The 19,229-nt window shown below is 43.4% G+C and carries 16 protein-coding genes; 15 read left to right on the top strand and 1 reads right to left on the bottom strand.

Features of this window, described 5'->3' with window-relative positions; all coding sequences use genetic code 11:
* The first annotated feature begins 28 nt into the window (after window positions 1-28).
* The 12 genes from pnp (at window position 29) to rny (ending at window position 15,136) form a co-directional block, all read left to right on the top strand.
* Window positions 29-2,146 (top strand): polyribonucleotide nucleotidyltransferase, encoded by a 2,118-nt coding sequence (gene pnp, locus BO48_RS00690; protein WP_496365514.1) that lies wholly within the window; start codon window positions 29-31, stop codon window positions 2,144-2,146.
* On the top strand, window positions 2,146-2,403 hold the full coding sequence (locus BO48_RS00695) for a hypothetical protein (RefSeq protein ID WP_496365515.1): 258 nt from the start codon (window positions 2,146-2,148) through the stop codon (window positions 2,401-2,403). Before pnp ends, BO48_RS00695 begins: the two co-directional genes overlap by 1 nt.
* Before the next feature lie 17 nt (window positions 2,404-2,420).
* Window positions 2,421-4,097 (top strand): ribonuclease J, encoded by a 1,677-nt coding sequence (locus tag BO48_RS00700; RefSeq protein WP_496365516.1) that lies wholly within the window; start codon window positions 2,421-2,423, stop codon window positions 4,095-4,097.
* A gap of 56 nt (window positions 4,098-4,153) precedes the next feature.
* On the top strand, window positions 4,154-6,673 hold the full coding sequence (locus BO48_RS00705) for a DNA translocase FtsK (RefSeq protein WP_496365517.1): 2,520 nt from the start codon (window positions 4,154-4,156) through the stop codon (window positions 6,671-6,673).
* A gap of 10 nt (window positions 6,674-6,683) precedes the next feature.
* On the top strand, window positions 6,684-7,928 hold the full coding sequence (yfmF, locus tag BO48_RS00710) for an EF-P 5-aminopentanol modification-associated protein YfmF (RefSeq protein WP_496365518.1): 1,245 nt from the start codon (window positions 6,684-6,686) through the stop codon (window positions 7,926-7,928).
* A gap of 4 nt (window positions 7,929-7,932) precedes the next feature.
* Window positions 7,933-9,234: an EF-P 5-aminopentanol modification-associated protein YfmH gene (gene yfmH, locus BO48_RS00715; protein ID WP_496365519.1), complete on the top strand. Its 1,302-nt coding sequence runs from the start codon at window positions 7,933-7,935 to the stop codon at window positions 9,232-9,234.
* Window positions 9,227-9,919, top strand: coding sequence for an SDR family NAD(P)-dependent oxidoreductase (locus BO48_RS00720; RefSeq protein WP_496365520.1), 693 nt, complete (start codon window positions 9,227-9,229; stop codon window positions 9,917-9,919). Before yfmH ends, BO48_RS00720 begins: the two co-directional genes overlap by 8 nt.
* A gap of 14 nt (window positions 9,920-9,933) precedes the next feature.
* Window positions 9,934-10,758 (top strand): DUF3388 domain-containing protein, encoded by an 825-nt coding sequence (locus tag BO48_RS00725; RefSeq protein ID WP_496365820.1) that lies wholly within the window; start codon window positions 9,934-9,936, stop codon window positions 10,756-10,758.
* 8 nt (window positions 10,759-10,766) lie between these two features.
* Window positions 10,767-11,612: a helix-turn-helix domain-containing protein gene (locus tag BO48_RS00730; protein WP_496365521.1), complete on the top strand. Its 846-nt coding sequence runs from the start codon at window positions 10,767-10,769 to the stop codon at window positions 11,610-11,612.
* A gap of 4 nt (window positions 11,613-11,616) precedes the next feature.
* The gene (gene pgsA / locus BO48_RS00735; protein WP_496365522.1) at window positions 11,617-12,201 is read left to right on the top strand and encodes a CDP-diacylglycerol--glycerol-3-phosphate 3-phosphatidyltransferase; all 585 of its coding nucleotides are present in this window, start codon (window positions 11,617-11,619) and stop codon (window positions 12,199-12,201) included.
* A 174-nt stretch (window positions 12,202-12,375) separates the two neighbouring features.
* Window positions 12,376-13,434 (top strand): recombinase RecA, encoded by a 1,059-nt coding sequence (gene recA / locus BO48_RS00740; protein WP_496365523.1) that lies wholly within the window; start codon window positions 12,376-12,378, stop codon window positions 13,432-13,434.
* A gap of 142 nt (window positions 13,435-13,576) precedes the next feature.
* Complete coding sequence (gene rny / locus BO48_RS00745; RefSeq protein WP_496365524.1) at window positions 13,577-15,136, top strand: ribonuclease Y; 1,560 nt, start codon at window positions 13,577-13,579, stop codon at window positions 15,134-15,136.
* 148 nt (window positions 15,137-15,284) lie between these two features.
* Here rny and BO48_RS00750 read toward each other — a convergent pair whose 3' ends face one another.
* A complete protein-coding gene (locus BO48_RS00750; RefSeq protein WP_496365525.1) occupies window positions 15,285-15,503 on the bottom strand; it encodes a hypothetical protein in 219 nt (72 codons plus the stop codon).
* Between the two features lie 90 nt (window positions 15,504-15,593).
* On the opposite strand from BO48_RS00750, the gene BO48_RS00755 reads away from it, so the two are divergent.
* The 3 genes from BO48_RS00755 to BO48_RS00765 all read left to right on the top strand — a co-directional run bounded on the left by BO48_RS00755 (window position 15,594) and on the right by BO48_RS00765 (window position 19,084).
* The gene (locus tag BO48_RS00755; RefSeq protein WP_496365526.1) at window positions 15,594-16,352 is read left to right on the top strand and encodes a TIGR00282 family metallophosphoesterase; all 759 of its coding nucleotides are present in this window, start codon (window positions 15,594-15,596) and stop codon (window positions 16,350-16,352) included.
* 101 nt (window positions 16,353-16,453) lie between these two features.
* A complete protein-coding gene (locus BO48_RS00760; RefSeq protein ID WP_496365527.1) occupies window positions 16,454-18,217 on the top strand; it encodes a 2-oxoacid:acceptor oxidoreductase subunit alpha in 1,764 nt (587 codons plus the stop codon).
* The gene (locus BO48_RS00765) at window positions 18,218-19,084 is read left to right on the top strand and encodes a 2-oxoacid:ferredoxin oxidoreductase subunit beta (RefSeq protein WP_496365528.1); all 867 of its coding nucleotides are present in this window, start codon (window positions 18,218-18,220) and stop codon (window positions 19,082-19,084) included. It abuts the gene before it with no gap.
* The last annotated feature ends 145 nt before the right edge of the window (window positions 19,085-19,229 follow it).

The raw sequence follows: 19,229 nt of genomic DNA on the forward strand, positions 1-19,229 counted from the left end.
TAGTCATACTAAGGAGAGAATATTGAACATGACAGGATCAGAAAAAAAGATATATAAAACAACAATGGGTAAACATGATTTAATAGTTGAATATGGTGAAATGGCAAAGCAGGCCAGCGGTTCAGTACTCATCAGATACGGTGATACTGTTGTGCTGTCAACAGCCACGGCATCAAAAGGCCCTAAAGACATCGGCTTTTTCCCTTTAACAGTAGCATACGAAGAAAAATTATATGCGGCAGGAAAGATTCCCGGCGGCTTCAATAAGCGTGAAGGCAGACCGAGTGAAGAGGCGACATTGACAAGCCGTCTGATCGACCGTCCGATTCGTCCGCTGTTCCCTGAAGGGTACAGAAGAGATGTCCAGGTCATTTCAATGGTATTGTCCGTAGACCCGGATGCTTCACCGCAGATGGCAGCGATGTTCGGTTCATCACTTGCCCTCAGTGTAAGTGATATTCCATTTGAAGGGCCGATTGCGGGCGTAACAGTCGGATTGGTTGATGGAAAATTCATCATCAATCCTTCAGCCGAAGAAATGGAAAACTCAGAACTTGATCTGCAGGTTGCAGGTACAAAGGACGCTGTAAACATGGTTGAATCCAGTGCAAAAGAAGTGACTGAGGACGTCATGCTTGAAGCGATTCTGTTCGGTCATGAAGAAATTAAAAAACTGGTCACTTTCCAAGAAGAAATCGTTGCAGAAATCCAGCCTGAAAAGCACGGGGCGGATCTGGAAGAAGACATTGAAGGCTTAAGAAGCGATATCGAAGAAAAAGTGAAAACACACGGTTTGTACGAGGCGATTCAGGAAGTCGACAAACAAACACGTGAAGCAGGCATTACAAATGCAAAAGACAGCATACTCGAAACTTTCGATGAAGAAAGTGAAAACTATGAAGAAACAATCAAAGAAGCGGGTAATATCATCGATGAACTGCTGAAAGCGGAAGTACGCCGCCTCATCACTGAGGAGAAACTCCGTCCCGACGGCCGTAAGCCCGATGAAATCAGACCGTTAGATTCACAAGTCGGACTACTGCCAAGAGCACACGGTTCCGGTTTATTTACACGTGGCCAGACTCAGGCATTGACTGTAGCGACGCTCGGCGGTCTGGGTGAATATCAGATCATCGACGGTCTGGGTGCCGAAGAACAGAAACGCTACATGCACCAGTATAATTTCCCGCATTTCTCAGTCGGTGAAACAGGTCCGATCCGTGGACCGGGACGCCGCGAAATCGGTCATGGTGCCCTCGGCGAGCGTGCATTGCTTCAGGTGATACCGAGTGCTGAAGAATTCCCGTACACAATCCGCGTCGTTTCCGAAGTGCTTGAATCGAACGGTTCATCTTCACAGGCATCAATCTGTGCTTCAACACTCGCATTGATGGATGCAGGTGTGCCGATTAAAGCACCGGTTGCAGGTATTGCGATGGGTATGGTTAAAAAAGGCGAAAACTATACGATTCTTTCCGACATTCAAGGGATGGAAGATGCACTTGGAGACATGGACTTTAAAGTTGCAGGGTCTGACAAAGGCATCACTGCGATTCAGATGGACATCAAAATTGACGGTCTAGGCGAGAGCATTTTAAAAGAAGCGCTTGAGCAGGCGAGACTCGGCAGACTTGCGATACTCGACAACCTGATTTCAACAATCAGCGAGCCGAGAGAAACACTTTCACGTTATGCGCCGAAAGTCGAAGTCATGAAAATCAAGCCGGATAAAATCCGTGATGTTATTGGACCGGGCGGTAAAAAGATCAATGAAATCATTGATGAAACCGGCGCTAAACTGGACATTGAACAGGACGGTACAGTATATATCGGACACAGCGATCCTGAAATGATTGAGAAGGCTAAAAAGATTATTGAAGATTTGACACGCATTGCAGAAGTCGGTCAGGTATACATGGGTGAAGTGAAACGCATTGAGAAATTCGGTGCTTTCGTACAGATATTCCCAGGCAAAGATGCTTTAGTGCATATTTCCAATATGGATACAAAACATATTAAAAATGTTGAAGACGTGGCAAAAATTGGTGACCAGTTCCTTGTCAAAGTCATCAACATTGATAATCAGGGACGTGTGAATGCTTCCAGAAAAGCAATGATGGAGGATAAGAAACAGGAGGATAAATAATGATTTTTGATACTTTAATTTTGAATGACAGAAAATTTGATGTTGAAGGCCAGCTTAGGATTAAAGAAAATCATGAAGTGAAAATCATTTTTGAAGATTTGGATTTAGGAACATACTTGAAAGAACTGCCTGATAATGACAGAGATATCGACCATTTGGAGCTCCGGAATGTTCAGGAGACAAGATACGATACTAAGGACGTGGCCCTCATCCACATTACGATTGATGGCAAACATTATCATGCCACGTTCAAGTGATACTAGGAGGTAAAGTTTTGAATTCAGCAAAAACAGAGACAGGAAATATCAAAATCATTCCGCTCGGCGGCGTTGGCGAGATTGCCAAAAATATGTATGTCGTTGAAGTGGATGATGAGATGTTCATTTTAGATGCAGGACTGATGTTTCCGGAAGATGAAATGTTAGGTGTCGATATTGTCATCCCTGATATTTCCTATATAAAAGAAAATAAAAACAGATTAAAAGGAATTTTTCTGAGCCATGGACATGAAGATGCCATCGGTGCGATTCCATACATTGTCAGTGAATTGAATGTGCCGATCTACGGCTCTAAATTAACATTGGCACTCGTTAAAGACCGTCTTAAACAGAAGGGCGTCAATAAGAAGGTCAAGTTTTATACCATCAACAGCAAATCAAAAATGAAATTTAAAAATGTTGCGATGAACTTCTTTGAAGTGAGTCACAGCATCCCGGATGCATACGGTGTGAGCCTTGAAACGAAATATGGCAATATCGTCTATACCGGTGAATTTAAATTCGATCAGAGTCTGACCGGCGACTACCGCTATAATATGGCGAAAATGTATGAAGTGGCAGGTCAGAATGGTGTGCTGGCGCTGATCAGTGACTCGACCGAGGCGGAGAAGCCGGGTTATAATACTGCAGAGAATGTGGTCGAAGAGCAGATACTGGATGGTTTCTATAAAGCGAACGGACGCATCATCGTGTCCTGTTACGCTTCGAACTTTGTCAGAATCCAGCAGGTGATCAACAATGCTGTAAAGACAAAGCGCAAAGTTTCATTTTTGGGCCGTACTTTGGAAAGTTCATTCAAAACGGCGAGAAATATGGGATATTTCAATATTCCTGATGGACTGCTGGTACCGATCCATGAAATCAAGGACTATCCTAAAAATGAGACGGTCATCATTGCCTCCGGCTCCCAGGGTGAACCGATCGAGGCACTCGGACAGATGTCGAGAGGCAGCCATGACGTAACAAACATTAAAGAAGGCGATACGGTCTTTATTTTAACGACACCGTCTTCAAATATGGAAGTCATTCTTTACAGTACATTGAATGACTTGGTGAAAGCAGGCGCGAATGTTGTTACGCCTTCTCAAAACACTCATGCTTCAGGCCATGGTCTGAGCGAGGAATTGAAAATGATGCTGAACGTCATGAAGCCGAAATACTTCATACCTGTTCAGGGTGAATTTAAAATGCAGATTGCGCACGCAAAACTTGCAGCGGAAACAGGTGTTGCACCTGAAAACATCTTTTTACTCGAAAAAGGTGACGTCGCATCATATGACGGCGATACAATGATCAGTGCTGAAAAAGTGACAGCTGGAAACACGCTGATAGATGGCAGCGGTGTCGGAGATGTCGGCAACATCGTACTCAGAGACAGACGTCTGTTAAGTGAAGACGGCATTTTCATCGCAGTCATCACAATCGACCCTGTCGAGCGTAAAATTATAGCAGGACCGGAGCTTCAGTCACGCGGCTTTGTTTATGTTAAAAAGAGCGAAGATCTGCTGAATGAAGCAGAGAGCAGAGTGACTGACATTGTCAACGATGCGCTGATGGAAAAGAAACTCGATTGGAGTACAATCAAGCAGGGCATCCGTGATGATCTGGGCAAGTACTTATATGACAGCACGAAGCGCAGACCGATGATCATACCAATCATATCTGAAATATAAACTATAGTGAGACTGCCGTTTTGGCAGTCTCATTATCAATCGAAAGAGGAGTTTTTATGACTTCAAAGCGTAAAAAAAGTACAACTAATAGAAAAAAACAAAAACAAAATAACAAAACTTATTATTCACTGTTAACATTTGCGTTCATTGTGATAATAATTATTGCAATTTTACGACTCGGAGTAGTTGGTGCTTTTTTAGATGCTAGTGTTGCATATATTTTGGGAACGAGTCGTTATTTTACATATATTATTGCGATTTTAGCGGGTATTTATATGATCAGGGAACAAAAAATACCATTCACTAAACGCATGTCCGGTTATTTGCTGTTTCAGTTCGGGCTGCTGTTCTTACTGCATTCCATTTTATTTTTATCCAACCAGCCGAGAACAGAAAACTACTTCACTTTTAATGAGATATTTTCAATCATCCGTGAGCCGGGCGGTCCCGAATTTTTCGGCGGCGGTGTATTTGGACAGTTGCTGTTCGCATTCTCCTCAACGGGCATCTCGCTGATCGGGACATTGCTCCTCAGCGTGATATTCATTTATTTCAGTATTTTAATGATTACCCATAAGAACATCGCAGACTCATTGACTGCCCATACAAATAAATTCGTTGAAGTCATCAGAACAATTGCTCTGGGTATCATGAGTCTTTTCGCATGGCTGTATAAAAGCATTGCCGAAGGCATCGGCAGACTTAACGACAACAGGAAGAAAACGGCAGCTGAAGGCAGTGGTGCAGAGAAGCCGGCCAAAAAGAAAAAGTCCGTCGCGGCCAATAAAAAACCAGAAAAAGATCCGAAGGCCGATGCGCTTGCTTATGCTGAACCGAAACAATTGGACGACTTTACGCATGATGAGACAATCATTGAAGATATGTACAGCTATGAGCGTGAAGATGAGGCAGAGGATGAGAAAGCGAACGAAAAAGCACTTGAAGAGCTGTCGGACAGTATTGACAGGGACGAGAATATCCAGGAAGAAACAAAGCCGGCAGATGAGCCTGTAAGGTCCGAACCTGACAGAGAAAACTCTCTTGAAATTGCGGAAGCGGAAGATGAACCGCAGCAGATTGAATATGAGAGTGAAGACTTCACAAATACCGTTGCACCGGCTGAAACATCAGGCGAGAGCACGGTTGAAGAATTCGATGATGATGAACTTAGACAGTTGAAACAGTATCAACTGCCTTCCATCAGCATTTTGGATGATGTGGAAGTTTCAGAGAAGATGGATAACAAAGAAGTATTAAAATTGGGTAAAATACTGGAAGAAACACTGCTGAACTTCGGCGTTAACGCAAAAGTGTCGAAAATCAGGGTCGGTCCGGCGGTCACACAGTTTGAAGTGCAGCCGGATATCGGTGTAAAGGTGAGCAAAATCATCAACCTTCAAAATGATATTGCGTTAAGTCTTGCAGCGAAAGATATCCGTATTGAAGCGCCGATCCCAGGTAAATCGGCAGTCGGTATCGAAGTGCCGAACTCTGTAGTCAGCATGGTCACGGTCAGAGAAGTGCTGAAGCGGAAATCATCGGATAATCCGCTTGAAGTGGTGCTCGGTAAAGATATATCCGGTGCACCGATTCTTGCTGAACTGAACAAGATGCCCCACCTGCTTGTCGCAGGGGCGACGGGCAGCGGTAAGTCAGTCTGTATCAACGGCATCATTGTGAGTCTGTTGATGAATGCGAAACCGCACGAAGTCAAACTGATGATGATCGACCCTAAGATGGTTGAGCTGAATGTCTATAACGGCATTCCGCATCTGTTGTCACCGGTCGTGACGAACCCGCAAAAAGCAAGTGACGCACTGAACAGAATCGTTTCTGAAATGGAACGGCGCTACGATCTGTTCTCACATTCTCATACGAGAAATATTGAAGCATACAATCAGTATTTGGAACGTGAAAGCGACGATCCGGAAAAAGTTCAGAAACTGCCTTATATCGTCGTCATCATCGATGAGCTGGCAGACTTGATGATGGTGGCTTCAAAAGATGTTGAAGCGAGCATCACGAGAATTGCTCAGATGGCAAGGGCAGCAGGGATCCACCTGATCATCGCAACCCAGAGACCGTCCGTCAATGTCATCACGGGTATCATCAAGGCGAACATACCTTCAAGAATTGCATTCAGCGTGAGTTCACAAATTGACTCAAGAACAATCATAGACTCTCAAGGGGCCGAGAAGCTTCTTGGCAGAGGGGATATGCTGTTCCTCCCTTCAGGAAGATCGAAGCCGCTCCGTGTACAGGGCGCATTCCTGTCGGACAATGAAGTTCAGGATGTGGTTGAATTTATTACAAGCCAGATGAAGGCGAACTATGAGAAGTCAATTATGAATAAAGAGCCTCAAAAAGAGGAAGTAGAATCAGAAGATGAATTATACCCGGATGCAAAATGGTTCGTCATCGAAGAGCAGCGCGCGAGCGCTTCGCTTCTGCAGAGACAGTTCCGCATCGGATATAACCGTGCGGCACGACTTGTGGACGATCTGGAGGCAAACGGCGTCATCGGTCCTGCCAGCGGCAGCAAGCCGAGAAACGTATTAGTCGAAAACGATGAGTAAGGAGTTAATTATGTATAATGTGCAATCAAAAACGATAGATAATATTCCAACGGTCTTTATTCATACAGAAAAATTCAAGACGATCAATTTGAAAATACAGTTCAGAAGCGGCCTTGAAAGAGAGCGGGTATCAAAAAGGTATCTGCTCAGCCGCATGATGGTGAAGAAAACCGGTTCATTTGAAACTGAAAGTGAATTTTTGAAGTATTTGGCGCATCATTACGGTGCGCATCTCACTTCAGCCGTGACGAAAAAAGGACGGGACCATCTCGTCGCTTTCAATCTGGAGTTCATCAATTCCATGTTCGTCAAGGAAGACTTGAACCTGCTTGAAAAAATGTCTGAAGTATTGAGAGGCGTATTGAAGACGCCGTTTGATTACAGCGCGGAAGACGCTCAGTTTTTCGAACGTGAAAAGCGTCTCTATATCAACAGGTTGAAAGGCCTTAAGGATAATAAAGCCCAGAAAAGCTTTGAAAATCTTTTAAATATCATGTTTGAAGATGAGCCTTATAAATATTTGTCCCACGGTATCCTTGAAGACATCGAAAATATCACTTTGGAAGATATTAAAGATGAGCATGAGGAAATGATGAAAAGCGATGAAGCGGTCATTTTGATTGCAGGCCATTTGGACGAAGTGACGGACGACAGTTTGAAAGGTCTGATTACCCGTGATGAAACCATCCGACTGCCGTATGAAGGATACAGCTTCAAAGAAGTGACGGAGAAAGAGCAGACGGATCAGGAAAGCGTCGAACAGGCGAAGCTTAATATGGGCTTCAGAGTGGATGTGGATTCAGCGGAAGAAAGAATGGCGCTGAATGTTGCCAACCAGATGTTCGGCGGCAGTGCGACGAGCTATTTATTTAAAAATATCCGTGAAAAGGAAAGTCTTGCCTACCAGATCCACTCCCAGACGGATATTAAAAATGGCTTTCTGTTTGTACTGGCCGGGATTTCTCCCGACCAGGTCGACAAGGCGAAAAGTGCAGTGCTGCATGAACTTCAAAGAATCAAGGACGGAGACTTCACAGAAGAATTTTTGCAAGAGACGAAGCATCTCATGCAGGTGAACAGAAACGAAATCGTCGATAAGCCGAAAGGTCTGATCGCTCTTGTCTACAATCAGTACTTGAACGACAGCACCGACGGTGACTGGGAAAAATCATTGAATAAAGTCGATCATGAGCTGATCGTTAAAGTTGCCAATCAAATTTATCTGGATACGGTATATACATTAACAGGGAAGTGAATGAATGAGACACATAGAATATAAAGATATAGACGAAAATGTTTACCAGGAGACTTTGGATAACGGTCTTGAAGTATTTATCATTCAGAAGGCGGGCTACAATAAAAAGTTTGTAACTTATACTTCAAAATACGGTTCGATCGACAATCATTTCAAAGTGGATGGTAAAGAACATCAGGTGCCGGACGGCATCGCACATTTTCTCGAGCATAAAATGTTTGAAAAGGAAGATGGAGACGTCTTTGATCTGTTTGCTAAAGGCGGCGCGAACGCCAACGCATTCACTTCATATGACAGGACGTCCTATCTGTTCAGCACGACGGAAGATTTTTATAAAAACCTCACATTGCTGATGGAGATGGTGGAGAAGCCGTACTTTACAGAGGAAAGTGTGGAACGGGAAATCGGCATCATCAATGAAGAAATCAAGATGTATCAGGACAATCCGGGATACAGATTGTATTTCGATACAATCGGCCAGATGTACGATGCGCTGCCTGTAAAAATTGATATCGCAGGCACATTGCCGTCAATCAGTGAAATCACAAAAGACCACTTATATTTATGCCACGACACATTTTATCATCCATCCAATATGGTCCTCATCATGGTGGGCGACTTCGATGTGGATGAAACGATGAATTTCGTCAAAGATCATCAGAACGCCCGCGGGGAAATAAAACCGTTGGATGTTGAAAGAATTCTGCCTGATGAGACGCGGGATGTAGTGAAACAAAAGCACAACCTCTATCTTGATGTTGCGGAGACAAAAGTGATGCTCGGTTTTAAAAATGAAAAGATTGATTCCGATAAAGAAAGACTGACACGTGACCTTGCGATGATGTTCGGTCTTGACATGGTCTTCGGCGAACAGTCAGACTACTATTATCAGATGCTGGAAGATGGCATCATCGATGATTCATTCAATTTCGCCCACAATGAAGAAAAAGACTTCGCCCATATACTGATGACCACACAGACCGATGATCCTGAGAAGTTTACACAGACGATTCTTGATATTATAGAAGATATTAAAAATAAAGATATTTTCGAAGAAGACAAGCTGATCAACCAGAAGCGTGAAGTGCTCGGAGATTATTTGTCGAGTTTGAACTCACCGGAGTATATAGCAAACCAATATACAAAATATCATCTGGACGGCTATGATCTATATCAACTGCCGGAAATCATCGAACAGATTACTGTTGAAGATATTAAGAAGTATATATTCGACGCTTTGAATCCGGAATATCTGGTCGAATGCGTGCTGCAGCCTGAAGATAAAAAAGTGAGTGCTGATGGCTGATAAAACATATCTCATCGTCGGTGCTTCCGGGGATATCGGACAGGCCATACACCATGACCTGGAAGATGAGAATATTATATCAGTGTCAAAAACACAGTTGCCAAAATATAAAAGTGAACATCACTTTATCGACCTGTCAACTGCGATTACCGAAGCGGACGTCCGTGAAATTACAGACCACCTCGATATCATCGACGGACTGATCTGGTCGCCGGGGGTCGACCTGTTTGAGATGTTGCAGGATACAAATGTGGAATCCATGGATGAACAATATAACGTTTCAATACGTTCACTGATTATTTTTATAAAAGTGATATTGCCAAAACTAAAATCAAGTAAAAGTGGTAGAATAATAGTAATTACTTCTGTATGGGGGACTGTGGGTGCCAGTTTTGAAAGCATCTACGCCACGATGAAAGGTGCACAGAATACACTGGTCAAGTCTCTTGCAAAAGAACTTGCAGCGACAGATATCACTGTAAACGCGGTCGCGCCGGGTGTCGTAAATGGCAGTATGACGCATAAACTTTCTCCGGAAGACTTGCAGGCAGTGCTCAGTGAACTGCCCCAGCAGAGGCTGGTCGAACCGTCAGAAGTCAGCAGTTCGGTCTGCTTTATACTGAAGGACAGCTCAAAAAGCATTAATGGTGAAATACTGAATATAAACGGAGGATGGTACACATGAGTGACGCAAAAGATATGTATCCTGAAACTGATTTAGAGCAGTACCCAGAACGTAATATGGAGCAGTATTTGGAGTATGAGAATGTCATCAACAGGGCCGGGCTTCTCGGGGATATATCATCTCTGCTTGGCAACCTCGGCATCAGTATCAATACGATCAACGGTGTGGAAAAAACACGCCGCGGATTAATTGTGCGTACAGATGATATCGATAAACTCAGACGGTTTGTATATATCAGCCAGTATGTGGACGACATCAATATCATCAAAGTCAGAGAACCGCAGGTCAGAGACCGTCTTGCAGTCAGACACGGCCGATTCATAAAAAGGGACGAAGATAAGAAGACATACAGATTTACACGTGATGAAATCGGTATACTCGTCGACTTTCTCGGTGAGATATTTCTTGAAAAGAAGCACCGCCTGATCGGTATCCGCGGGATGCCCCGGGTGGGAAAGACCGAGTCAATTGTCGCCGCGAGTGTCACAGCAAAGAAAAAATGGCTGTTTCTGTCGAGTACACTGATTAAACAGACAGAGCGTAAAAGTCTCTTGAAAGGCGAGTATGATGACGGGAATGTTTTTATCATCGACGGTGCGGTAACGGCAAATTCCTCCAACAGGGAGCATAAGAATCTGATTAGGGAATTAATGAGCTTCCCTGCTGTGAAAGTTGTCGAACACCCGGACCTGTTCAATGATGATATGAAGTATACGATGGATGACTTCGATTACATCATTGAGCTCAGAGAGCATGAAGATCAGAAAATCACATATGAAAAACATAAGAAGAAACATTGGTTCGAAAATGAGGACATGGACTTCTTCAGTGGGTTTTAGGAGGCATTATGAAACTAGGCGCGTATTTAAGAGATAAACGTGAAAAATCCGGCGTTACCTTAAAAGAAATGCAGCAAAAATCAGGCATTAGAAAAAGTATAATAAGAACAATCGAAGCGGACGATTTCACTCAATTGCCCGAACCGAACCATGTATACTTTTTAATTGAAAAATACGCTAAAGTCTTAGGACTCGATGCTGATAAATTATTTTTCAGATTCTCAGAAGACCTTCCTGAAGAGAATGAGCAGTCAAAAAAACGACAGCAGTCGGAAAATGAAGACTTCAAATATTTAAGGAAAGTATTGATCAGCTTTGGCGCAATGATCGGTATTTTGTTTGTACTTTGGCTGATTTTGCTGCAGGTCGGCTCTGAAACCGATGTGTTCGAGTCCAAACCTATTTATGAATCAACCGCATTTGATATTGAATCATACAGTTCGGAAGATGAATCTTCTGAAGAACAGCAGGAAGAGGAAAACGAGCAGCCGGCTGAAGAGGAAGAGAGTGCTGAAGAAGACGAGGCCTCTGAATCAGGCGCTTCAGCGGATGTCAGTTACGTCGGCATGGATAACAACACATTATTCTATGATGTGACTGTCAGTGGTGACCTTGTACTGACACTTTCAGGAGAGAATTCCTGGGTCAGCCTGTCTGACGATGCAGGCAACACTTATGCCTATGAAGAATTGTCAGAAGGTGAATTTGATATAGAGGAAAACGCCTCGGCATTGTATCTGACCATCGGTAATGCGCCGGCACAGGAACTGACTGTCGGCGGAGAAACGGTGGCGAGCAGTGAATCGACAGATGCAATCACAGTACATTATGAATTTAACATTGTAAGGGAGTGATAGTATGAACATACCTAATCAGCTCACAGTTTTCAGAGTTGTTCTGATACCTGTTCTAATGGTATTTGCTCTGGCCGATTTCGGTTTTGGAAATATGGAATTTCTCGGCGGAGAGCTTATCAGAGTGGAACAGTTCATCTCAGCAGTTATTTTTGTTGTAGCAACATTTACAGATTTTCTTGACGGCTACCTTGCCCGTAAATGGAATATGATTACGAACATGGGTAAATTCCTGGACCCGCTGGCAGATAAACTCTTGGTCACAGCAGGTTTGATTGTTCTCGTGGAGTGGCATACTATATCCTCCTGGATTGCTGTTGTCATCATCGCAAGAGAATTTGCGGTCACGGGTCTGAGACTGCTACAGATCGAGCAGGGCTTCGTCAGTGCTGCATCCAACCTCGGAAAAGTGAAGACGACCTTCCAGATGCTCGCACTGATCTTTTTACTGTTCGGAGATATATTCACACAGTTTTTACCATTTTCATTAGGTATGCTGATGATGTATATCGCAGTGTTCTTTACTGTTCTGTCCGGTATCGAGTATTTCTATAAAGGACGGGAAGTATTCAAGGTAAAGCCTGAATAAAAGTAGTTCTGTATGCTTTACCGTACAGAAACTGGATTTTGGTATATAAAAAAGTCGGGAATATGACTTGTACAACACAAAAATTGAATTTCTGCAGAATAAAAGCGAATATATGTTCGCTTTTTTATTTTCTACATGATATAATATTTTCGAAGTAACATTTGGAGGGATAATATGGACGATAGACAAAAAGCATTAGATACTGTAATTAAAAATATGGAGAAGTCTTTTGGTAAAGGATCCGTCATGAAACTTGGTGATGATACCGGGAGAAACGTATCCACAGTTTCTAGCGGTTCAATCACATTGGACAAAGCACTGGGTGTAGGTGGTTATCCGAAAGGAAGAATCATCGAGATTTACGGTCCTGAATCCTCTGGTAAAACGACAGTCGCACTGCATGCGATTGCAGAAGTGCAAAAAGAGGGCGGCATCGCGGCGTTCATAGACGCAGAGCATGCTTTAGACCCTGTATATGCTAAAAACTTAGGTGTCGACACTGAAAACCTGTATTTATCACAGCCGGACCACGGTGAACAGGGACTCGAAATTACAGAGGCATTTGTCAGAAGTGGTGCTGTTGATATCGTTGTCGTCGACTCGGTTGCGGCACTTACACCGAAAGCGGAAATTGAAGGTGAAATGGGAGACACCCACGTCGGCCTGCAGGCACGTCTGATGTCACAGGCACTGAGAAAACTCTCAGCGGCAATTTCCCAAAGTAATACAACAGCAATTTTCATTAACCAGATCCGTGAAAAAATCGGAGTGATGTTCGGCAACCCGGAAACGACGCCGGGCGGACGTGCACTTAAGTTCTACAGCTCTGTAAGGCTTGAAGTGCGCCGTGCAGAACAGCTGAAGCTGGGGCAGGAAATCGTCGGCAACAGAACGAAACTTAAAGTTGTTAAAAATAAAGTGGCGCCACCGTTCCGGGTGGCAGAAGTGGATATGATGTACGGTAAGGGAATTTCCAAAACCGGTGAAGTAATCGATCTTGCTTCTGAAGCGGAAATCGTTCAAAAGAGCGGTGCATGGTATTCATATAACGGCGAGCGTTTAGGCCAGGGGAAAGAAAATGTTAAAGAGCATCTTGAGCAGAACCCTGAATTGTTTGAAGAAATCTCAGGCAAATTGAGGGATGAACTCGGTTTCGGCAAAGATTCGAATGAAGATGTTCCCGAAGATTCAGTCGCAGATGAGAATTCACTTTTTAAAAACGATGATGAGTAAATAAAGAATTATTAGCACCAGCTCATATAAATATGAAGCTGGTGCTTGATTTTATTCATGTTTATATTTAGAATTGTTATATATAATATTTTAATAACTATATTATATATATTAGCTTGAGCCTTTTAAGGAGGTGTTTATTGTGGGTTTGATAGACATTCTCTTAATCTTGCTCGGCATAATTCTAGGCGTTGTAATCGGATATTTTATAGTTAAATCAATTTTGACTAAGCAACAGCAGGAAGCGCGTTCGTCAGCTGAACATATAATCGGTGAAGCTGAAAAGGAAGCAAACAGTATTAAGAAAGAAAAGCTGTTGGAAGCAAAAGAAGAAAACCAAAATCTCAAAGATGCCATGGAACGTGAAGTTGACAATCAACGAAATGATCTGAAGGCATTTGAATCCAGACTGCTTCAGCGTGAAGAGACTCTTGACCGTAAAAGTGAAACTATGGACAAGAAAGATGAGGCATTGGAGACAAAAGAGGCGAAAATTGAAGAAAAACAGCAATTGGTTGATGCCGAGGATGAAAAGATTAAAGAAATAATCAATCAACAAGAAACAGAATTATCCCGCATCTCCGGTTTAACACGTGTGGAAGCACGCGAAGAACTATTCTCTGAATTAGAGAAAGAACTGTCACATGATATGGCTGTTATGGTAAAAGAAAAAGAAAACCAGGTGAAAATGGATGTAGACAAAAATGCGAAGGAATTACTCGCATTGACAGCACAAAGATATGCTGCCGAGTACACTTCCGAGTCTACCGTCTCCGTTGTGAATTTACCAAATGATGAAATGAAGGGACGTATAATAGGTCGTGAAGGACGTAATATACGGACACTTGAAACTCTTACAGGTGTAGATTTAATCATTGACGATACACCAGAAGCGGTGATTTTATCAGGGTTTGATCCAATACGGCGGGCAATTGCCAAAAACGCATTGGAATCACTGGTACAGGATGGTCGCATCCACCCTGGAAGAATTGAAGAAATGGTGGATAAAGCAAAACGTAATATGGAATCGGACATTCGCGATGCAGGTGAAGCTGCTGCTTTTGAACTCGATATTCATAACTTGCACCCTGAATTTATCAAGCATCTAGGAAAGATGAAGTATCGTTTAAGCTACGGACAGAATGTGTTGAAACATTCGGTTGAAGTCGGATACCTCGCAGGTATGCTTGCAAGCGAACTGGGTGAAGACGTTGCGGTTGCGCGCCGCGCTGGCCTGTTACATGATATCGGTAAAGCGATCGACCATGAAATTGAAGGCAGTCACGTTGAAATCGGTGTAGAATTAGCGAAACGCTATAAAGAATCTGAAACTGTAATCAACGCGATTCATTCACATCACGGTGATGTTGAACCGAATAATGTAATATCTATTCTGGTGGCGGCAGCAGATGCATTAAGTGCTGCAAGACCGGGTGCACGTCGTGAAACACTGGAAAACTATGTGAAGCGTTTAGAGCGGCTGGAAGAAATTGCAGACAACTATCCAGGCGTTGAGAAAACGTTTGCAATACAGGCAGGCCGTGAAATCAGGGTGATGGTTGCACCTGACAGCATCGATGACCTGAATGCACATAGATTGGCGAGAGACATTAAGAAACAAGTAGAAGATGAACTGCAGTATCCAGGACACATTAAAGTGACAGTCGTCCGTGAGATGAGGGCAGTGGAATATGCCAAATAAAAAAATTCCCGAACTTTTAAAGTTCGGGTTTTTTAATGTCTTATTTCTGAGAAGTTTATGTATATTAAATGAAATTTTTAAAAAAGTACCCGTTTTGGCTTTAAAATCGCTCTGAACCGGTATAAGTCCAGGGCGATTTCATGTATAATTACATTTTGGAATCATTGTCCTTCAGCATCTGGAGGATTTCAGCAGTTTCCTGAGTATTGTGGGAGGTCGATAATCTCTCATATTTTTCAGCAAGACGATATGCTGTCAAATACAGTTCCAAACCTCCCATCGCCTTTTCCTCTGCTGTGGATTCAGTGGATGGATTAGCGATCAAAACATTTTTTGCAAACTCTTTCGGGTCGATTGATAGTGACACAATGCTCACTCCTATAAATTTTTATAATTTATAATACCCAAAGTTTTTCACTATAAACTTCAACATAAAAAATCAGTAAGGATGAAATTCATGCGGATCTTATTCATAGGTGACGTTGTCGGTAAAATCGGCAGACGAATGGTGAGAGACCATCTATTAAAATTAAAAAAAGAACACGGTGCCCAGATTGCGATAGTGAACGGCGAGAATGCCGCTCACGGCAAGGGAATCACAGAAAAAATCTATAAAGAACTGCTGGGTTATGGGGCGGACTTTATTACGCTCGGCAACCATGCATTTGCCAAAAGTGATGTTTATGAACTTTTGGACAGAGATATCAATATGATCAGACCTTTAAATTATCCTGAATCGGCACCCGGCCGCGGCCATAAGACGATTAACATCAACAATAAAAAGCTGCTCATCGTCAATCTGCAGGGCAGAAGTTTCATGCCGGCCATCGACTGTCCGTTTAAAGCGGCGGATAAAGTTCTTGAAGAAAATGAGCATGACTATGCATTTGTCGATTTTCACAGTGAAACGACAAGCGAGAGTCTGGCGATGGGTTATTATCTGGATGGCAGAGTGACAGCAGTTGTCGGCACCCATACACATGTACAGACGAATGATGAACAGATACTCCCTGGCAGAACTGCCTATATTACAGACGTCGGAATGACGGGATTCAAAGATGGCATACTCGGTATACGTAAAGAGGAAGTCATCGAACGGTTTTTAAACCAGCTTCCTGTCAGACATGATGTTCCGGAAGAAGGAAAAGGGATATTATCCGGCGTTATTATTGATACGGATTATAAAAAGATTGAAAAGATAAGAATAACTGAGTAATACGCTCGGACTCAAGTATGATTTTAAGCTGAAACGGCAGTCTCGTCATGCTTGAAGGACGTTTATCTGATATAGTTTTAATTGAATAAGGAGGCATTTATATGAAAGAACAGTTGTCTTGGAAAGTCGGCGGACAGCAGGGTGAAGGGATTGAATCCACAGGTGAGATTTTCTCAACCACACTTAATCGTCTTGGTTATCACCTTTACAGTTACCGCCATTTTTCCAGCCGTATTAAAGGTGGACATACAAACAACAATATAAGAATTTCAGTGGATGAAGTGCGTTCAGTTGATGATAATATAGATATTCTTGTGGCATTCGACCAGCAGACAATCGATGTGAACAGCCACGAGCTTTTTGAAGGCGGCATTATTTTAGCGGATGCGAAATTCAAGCCGACAGTGGATGAATCTTTGAACGTGACATTGGTTGTGATTCCATTTACGGAAATTGCCAAAGAGCAGGGCAGCCAACTGATGAAAAACATGGTGGCGATCGGTGCGAGCGCGAGACTGATGAATCTGCCGATGGAACCATTCAAAGATATGATTCACACGATGTTCATCAGAAAAGGTGAAGAGATTGTCCAGAGCAACCATAATGCACTGCGCCTCGGGTTTGAAGCGATGGATGAAAAATATAATGAGCTGTCGATCAATGGGGATTTCGACCTTGGTGAATCTGACGGTACGGAGAAGCTTTATCTTATCGGCAACGATGCCATAGGGTTCGGTGCAGTCAATGCCGGCGTACGTTTTATGCCTGCCTATCCAATTACACCGGCAAGTGAAATTATGGAATACATGATCAAGCATCTGCCGAAACTCGGCGGAACAGTCATTCAGACAGAAGACGAAATTGCTGCAGTGACGATGGCAATCGGTTCAAACTATGCAGGTGCGAGAAGTTTCACAGCATCAGCGGGACCAGGTCTGTCATTGATGATGGAATCGATCGGTCTGTCAGGTATGACGGAAACACCGCTGGTCATCGTCAACACGATGAGAGGCGGACCGTCAACGGGGCTTCCGACGAAACAGGAACAGGCCGACTTAAATCAGATGATTTACGGTACGCATGGGGATATCCCTAAAATTGTTCTTGCCCCGACCGATGTTGAAGATGCTTTTTATTCAACAATCGATGCATTCAACTTAGCAGAATATTACCAGGCGCCTGTCATTCTGTTGTCAGACCTGCAGATGTCGCTGGGTAAACAGACATCCGAACCGTTTGACCTTTCCCGCGTTGAAATCAACCGGGGTAAGACGATACTTGAAGATATAGAACGCGAAGAAGACGATACCGAATACTTTGAGAGATACGGCGACAGTGAAGACGGCATTTCATCACGTCCGATTCCTGGGTTGAAGGGCGGCATACATCACGTTACAGGTGTTGAACACAGCCCGACAGGTACACCGAGCGAAACGGCGGACAACCGCCAGGTCATGATGGAAAAAAGAATGCGCAAGCTGAACAACTTTGTAATGGATGAACCTTTCAAAGTGAACGGTAATAAAGACAGCGATCTTCTTGTCATCAGTTTCCTGAGTGTCAACGGTGTGGCAGCAGAAGCGATCAGCCGTTTCGACGAAGAAATCGTCGGTGACATTACTCATGTTCAGCTGAAACAGCTGCATCCATTCCCGGCGGAAGCTTTGTATCCGTACCTGGAAGGTGCAAAAGACGTACTCGTCATCGAACAGAACTACAGTGCGCAGTTATTCAATATCGTGAAGATGAACTATCCTATGCACAGCAAAATGAAGTCATTCACGAAATATAATGGAACGCCGTTTAAGCCGAATGAGATTGAAAAGTATATCAATTCGATTTTAAAAATAAAGGAAGTTTTATAAATGGCTACTTTTAAAGATTTCAGAAATAATATCAAACCCAACTGGTGTCCGGGCTGCGGAGATTTCAGTGTGCAGGCTGCAATTCAAAAAGCCTGTGCAGGCAACGGGCTTGAGCCGGATGAACTGGCAGTCATTACAGGTATCGGGTGCAGCGGCCGTCTGAGCGGCTACATCAAGTCATACGGTTTCCACGCGACTCACGGACGCAGTCTGCCGGTCGCTCAAGGCGTTAAAATGGCGAATAAAGACCTCACGGTTATCGCTTCAGGCGGCGACGGCGACGGGTTCGCCATCGGTATGGGACACACGGTCCACGCTCTGAAACGTAATATTGACATTACTTACATCGTCATGGACAACCAGATTTACGGACTGACAAAAGGTCAGACGAGCCCTTCTTCTTCTAAAGGTTTCGTTACGAAGTCAACACCGAAAGGTTCGATTGAACAGCCGATCCAGCCGATTAAAACTGCACTTGCGAGCGGTGCGACATTCGTTGCTCAAAGTGTGAGTTCGGACATCAAGGAATTGACGTCCATCATCCAGCAGGCGATTGATCATAAAGGATTCAGCTTCGTCAACGTCTTCAGTCCCTGTGTGACTTACAACAAGGTAAATACTTACGACTGGTTCAAAGAGAACCTGATTTCGATAGCGGACCTTGAAGGCTACGATGTTCATAATGCGACTGGCGCAATGAACTCAATCATGGAGAATGATGGCCTGCTAAAAGGGATCATCTATCATAATCCGGATGCGCCTTCTTACGAAGAGCATATTGAAGGATATGACGATCAGCCGCTCATCTCACGTGAAATGAGACTTGAGAGAGAGACTTTCGATGATATGATGGCAGAATTCAAATAGAATACGTTTATTATGTGCCCGGGGCCGTTATAGGTCTCGGGCATTTTTTATAGTCATTTACAGATTTGTAATTTTTGCTGCCGGAAATTGGATAATTGTAGAGTTTTGAAGCAGGTTTGCTATTTTGACGGTGAATCTCGTGCAG

The organism is Lacicoccus kunmingensis DSM 17847 (assembly GCF_059568765.1).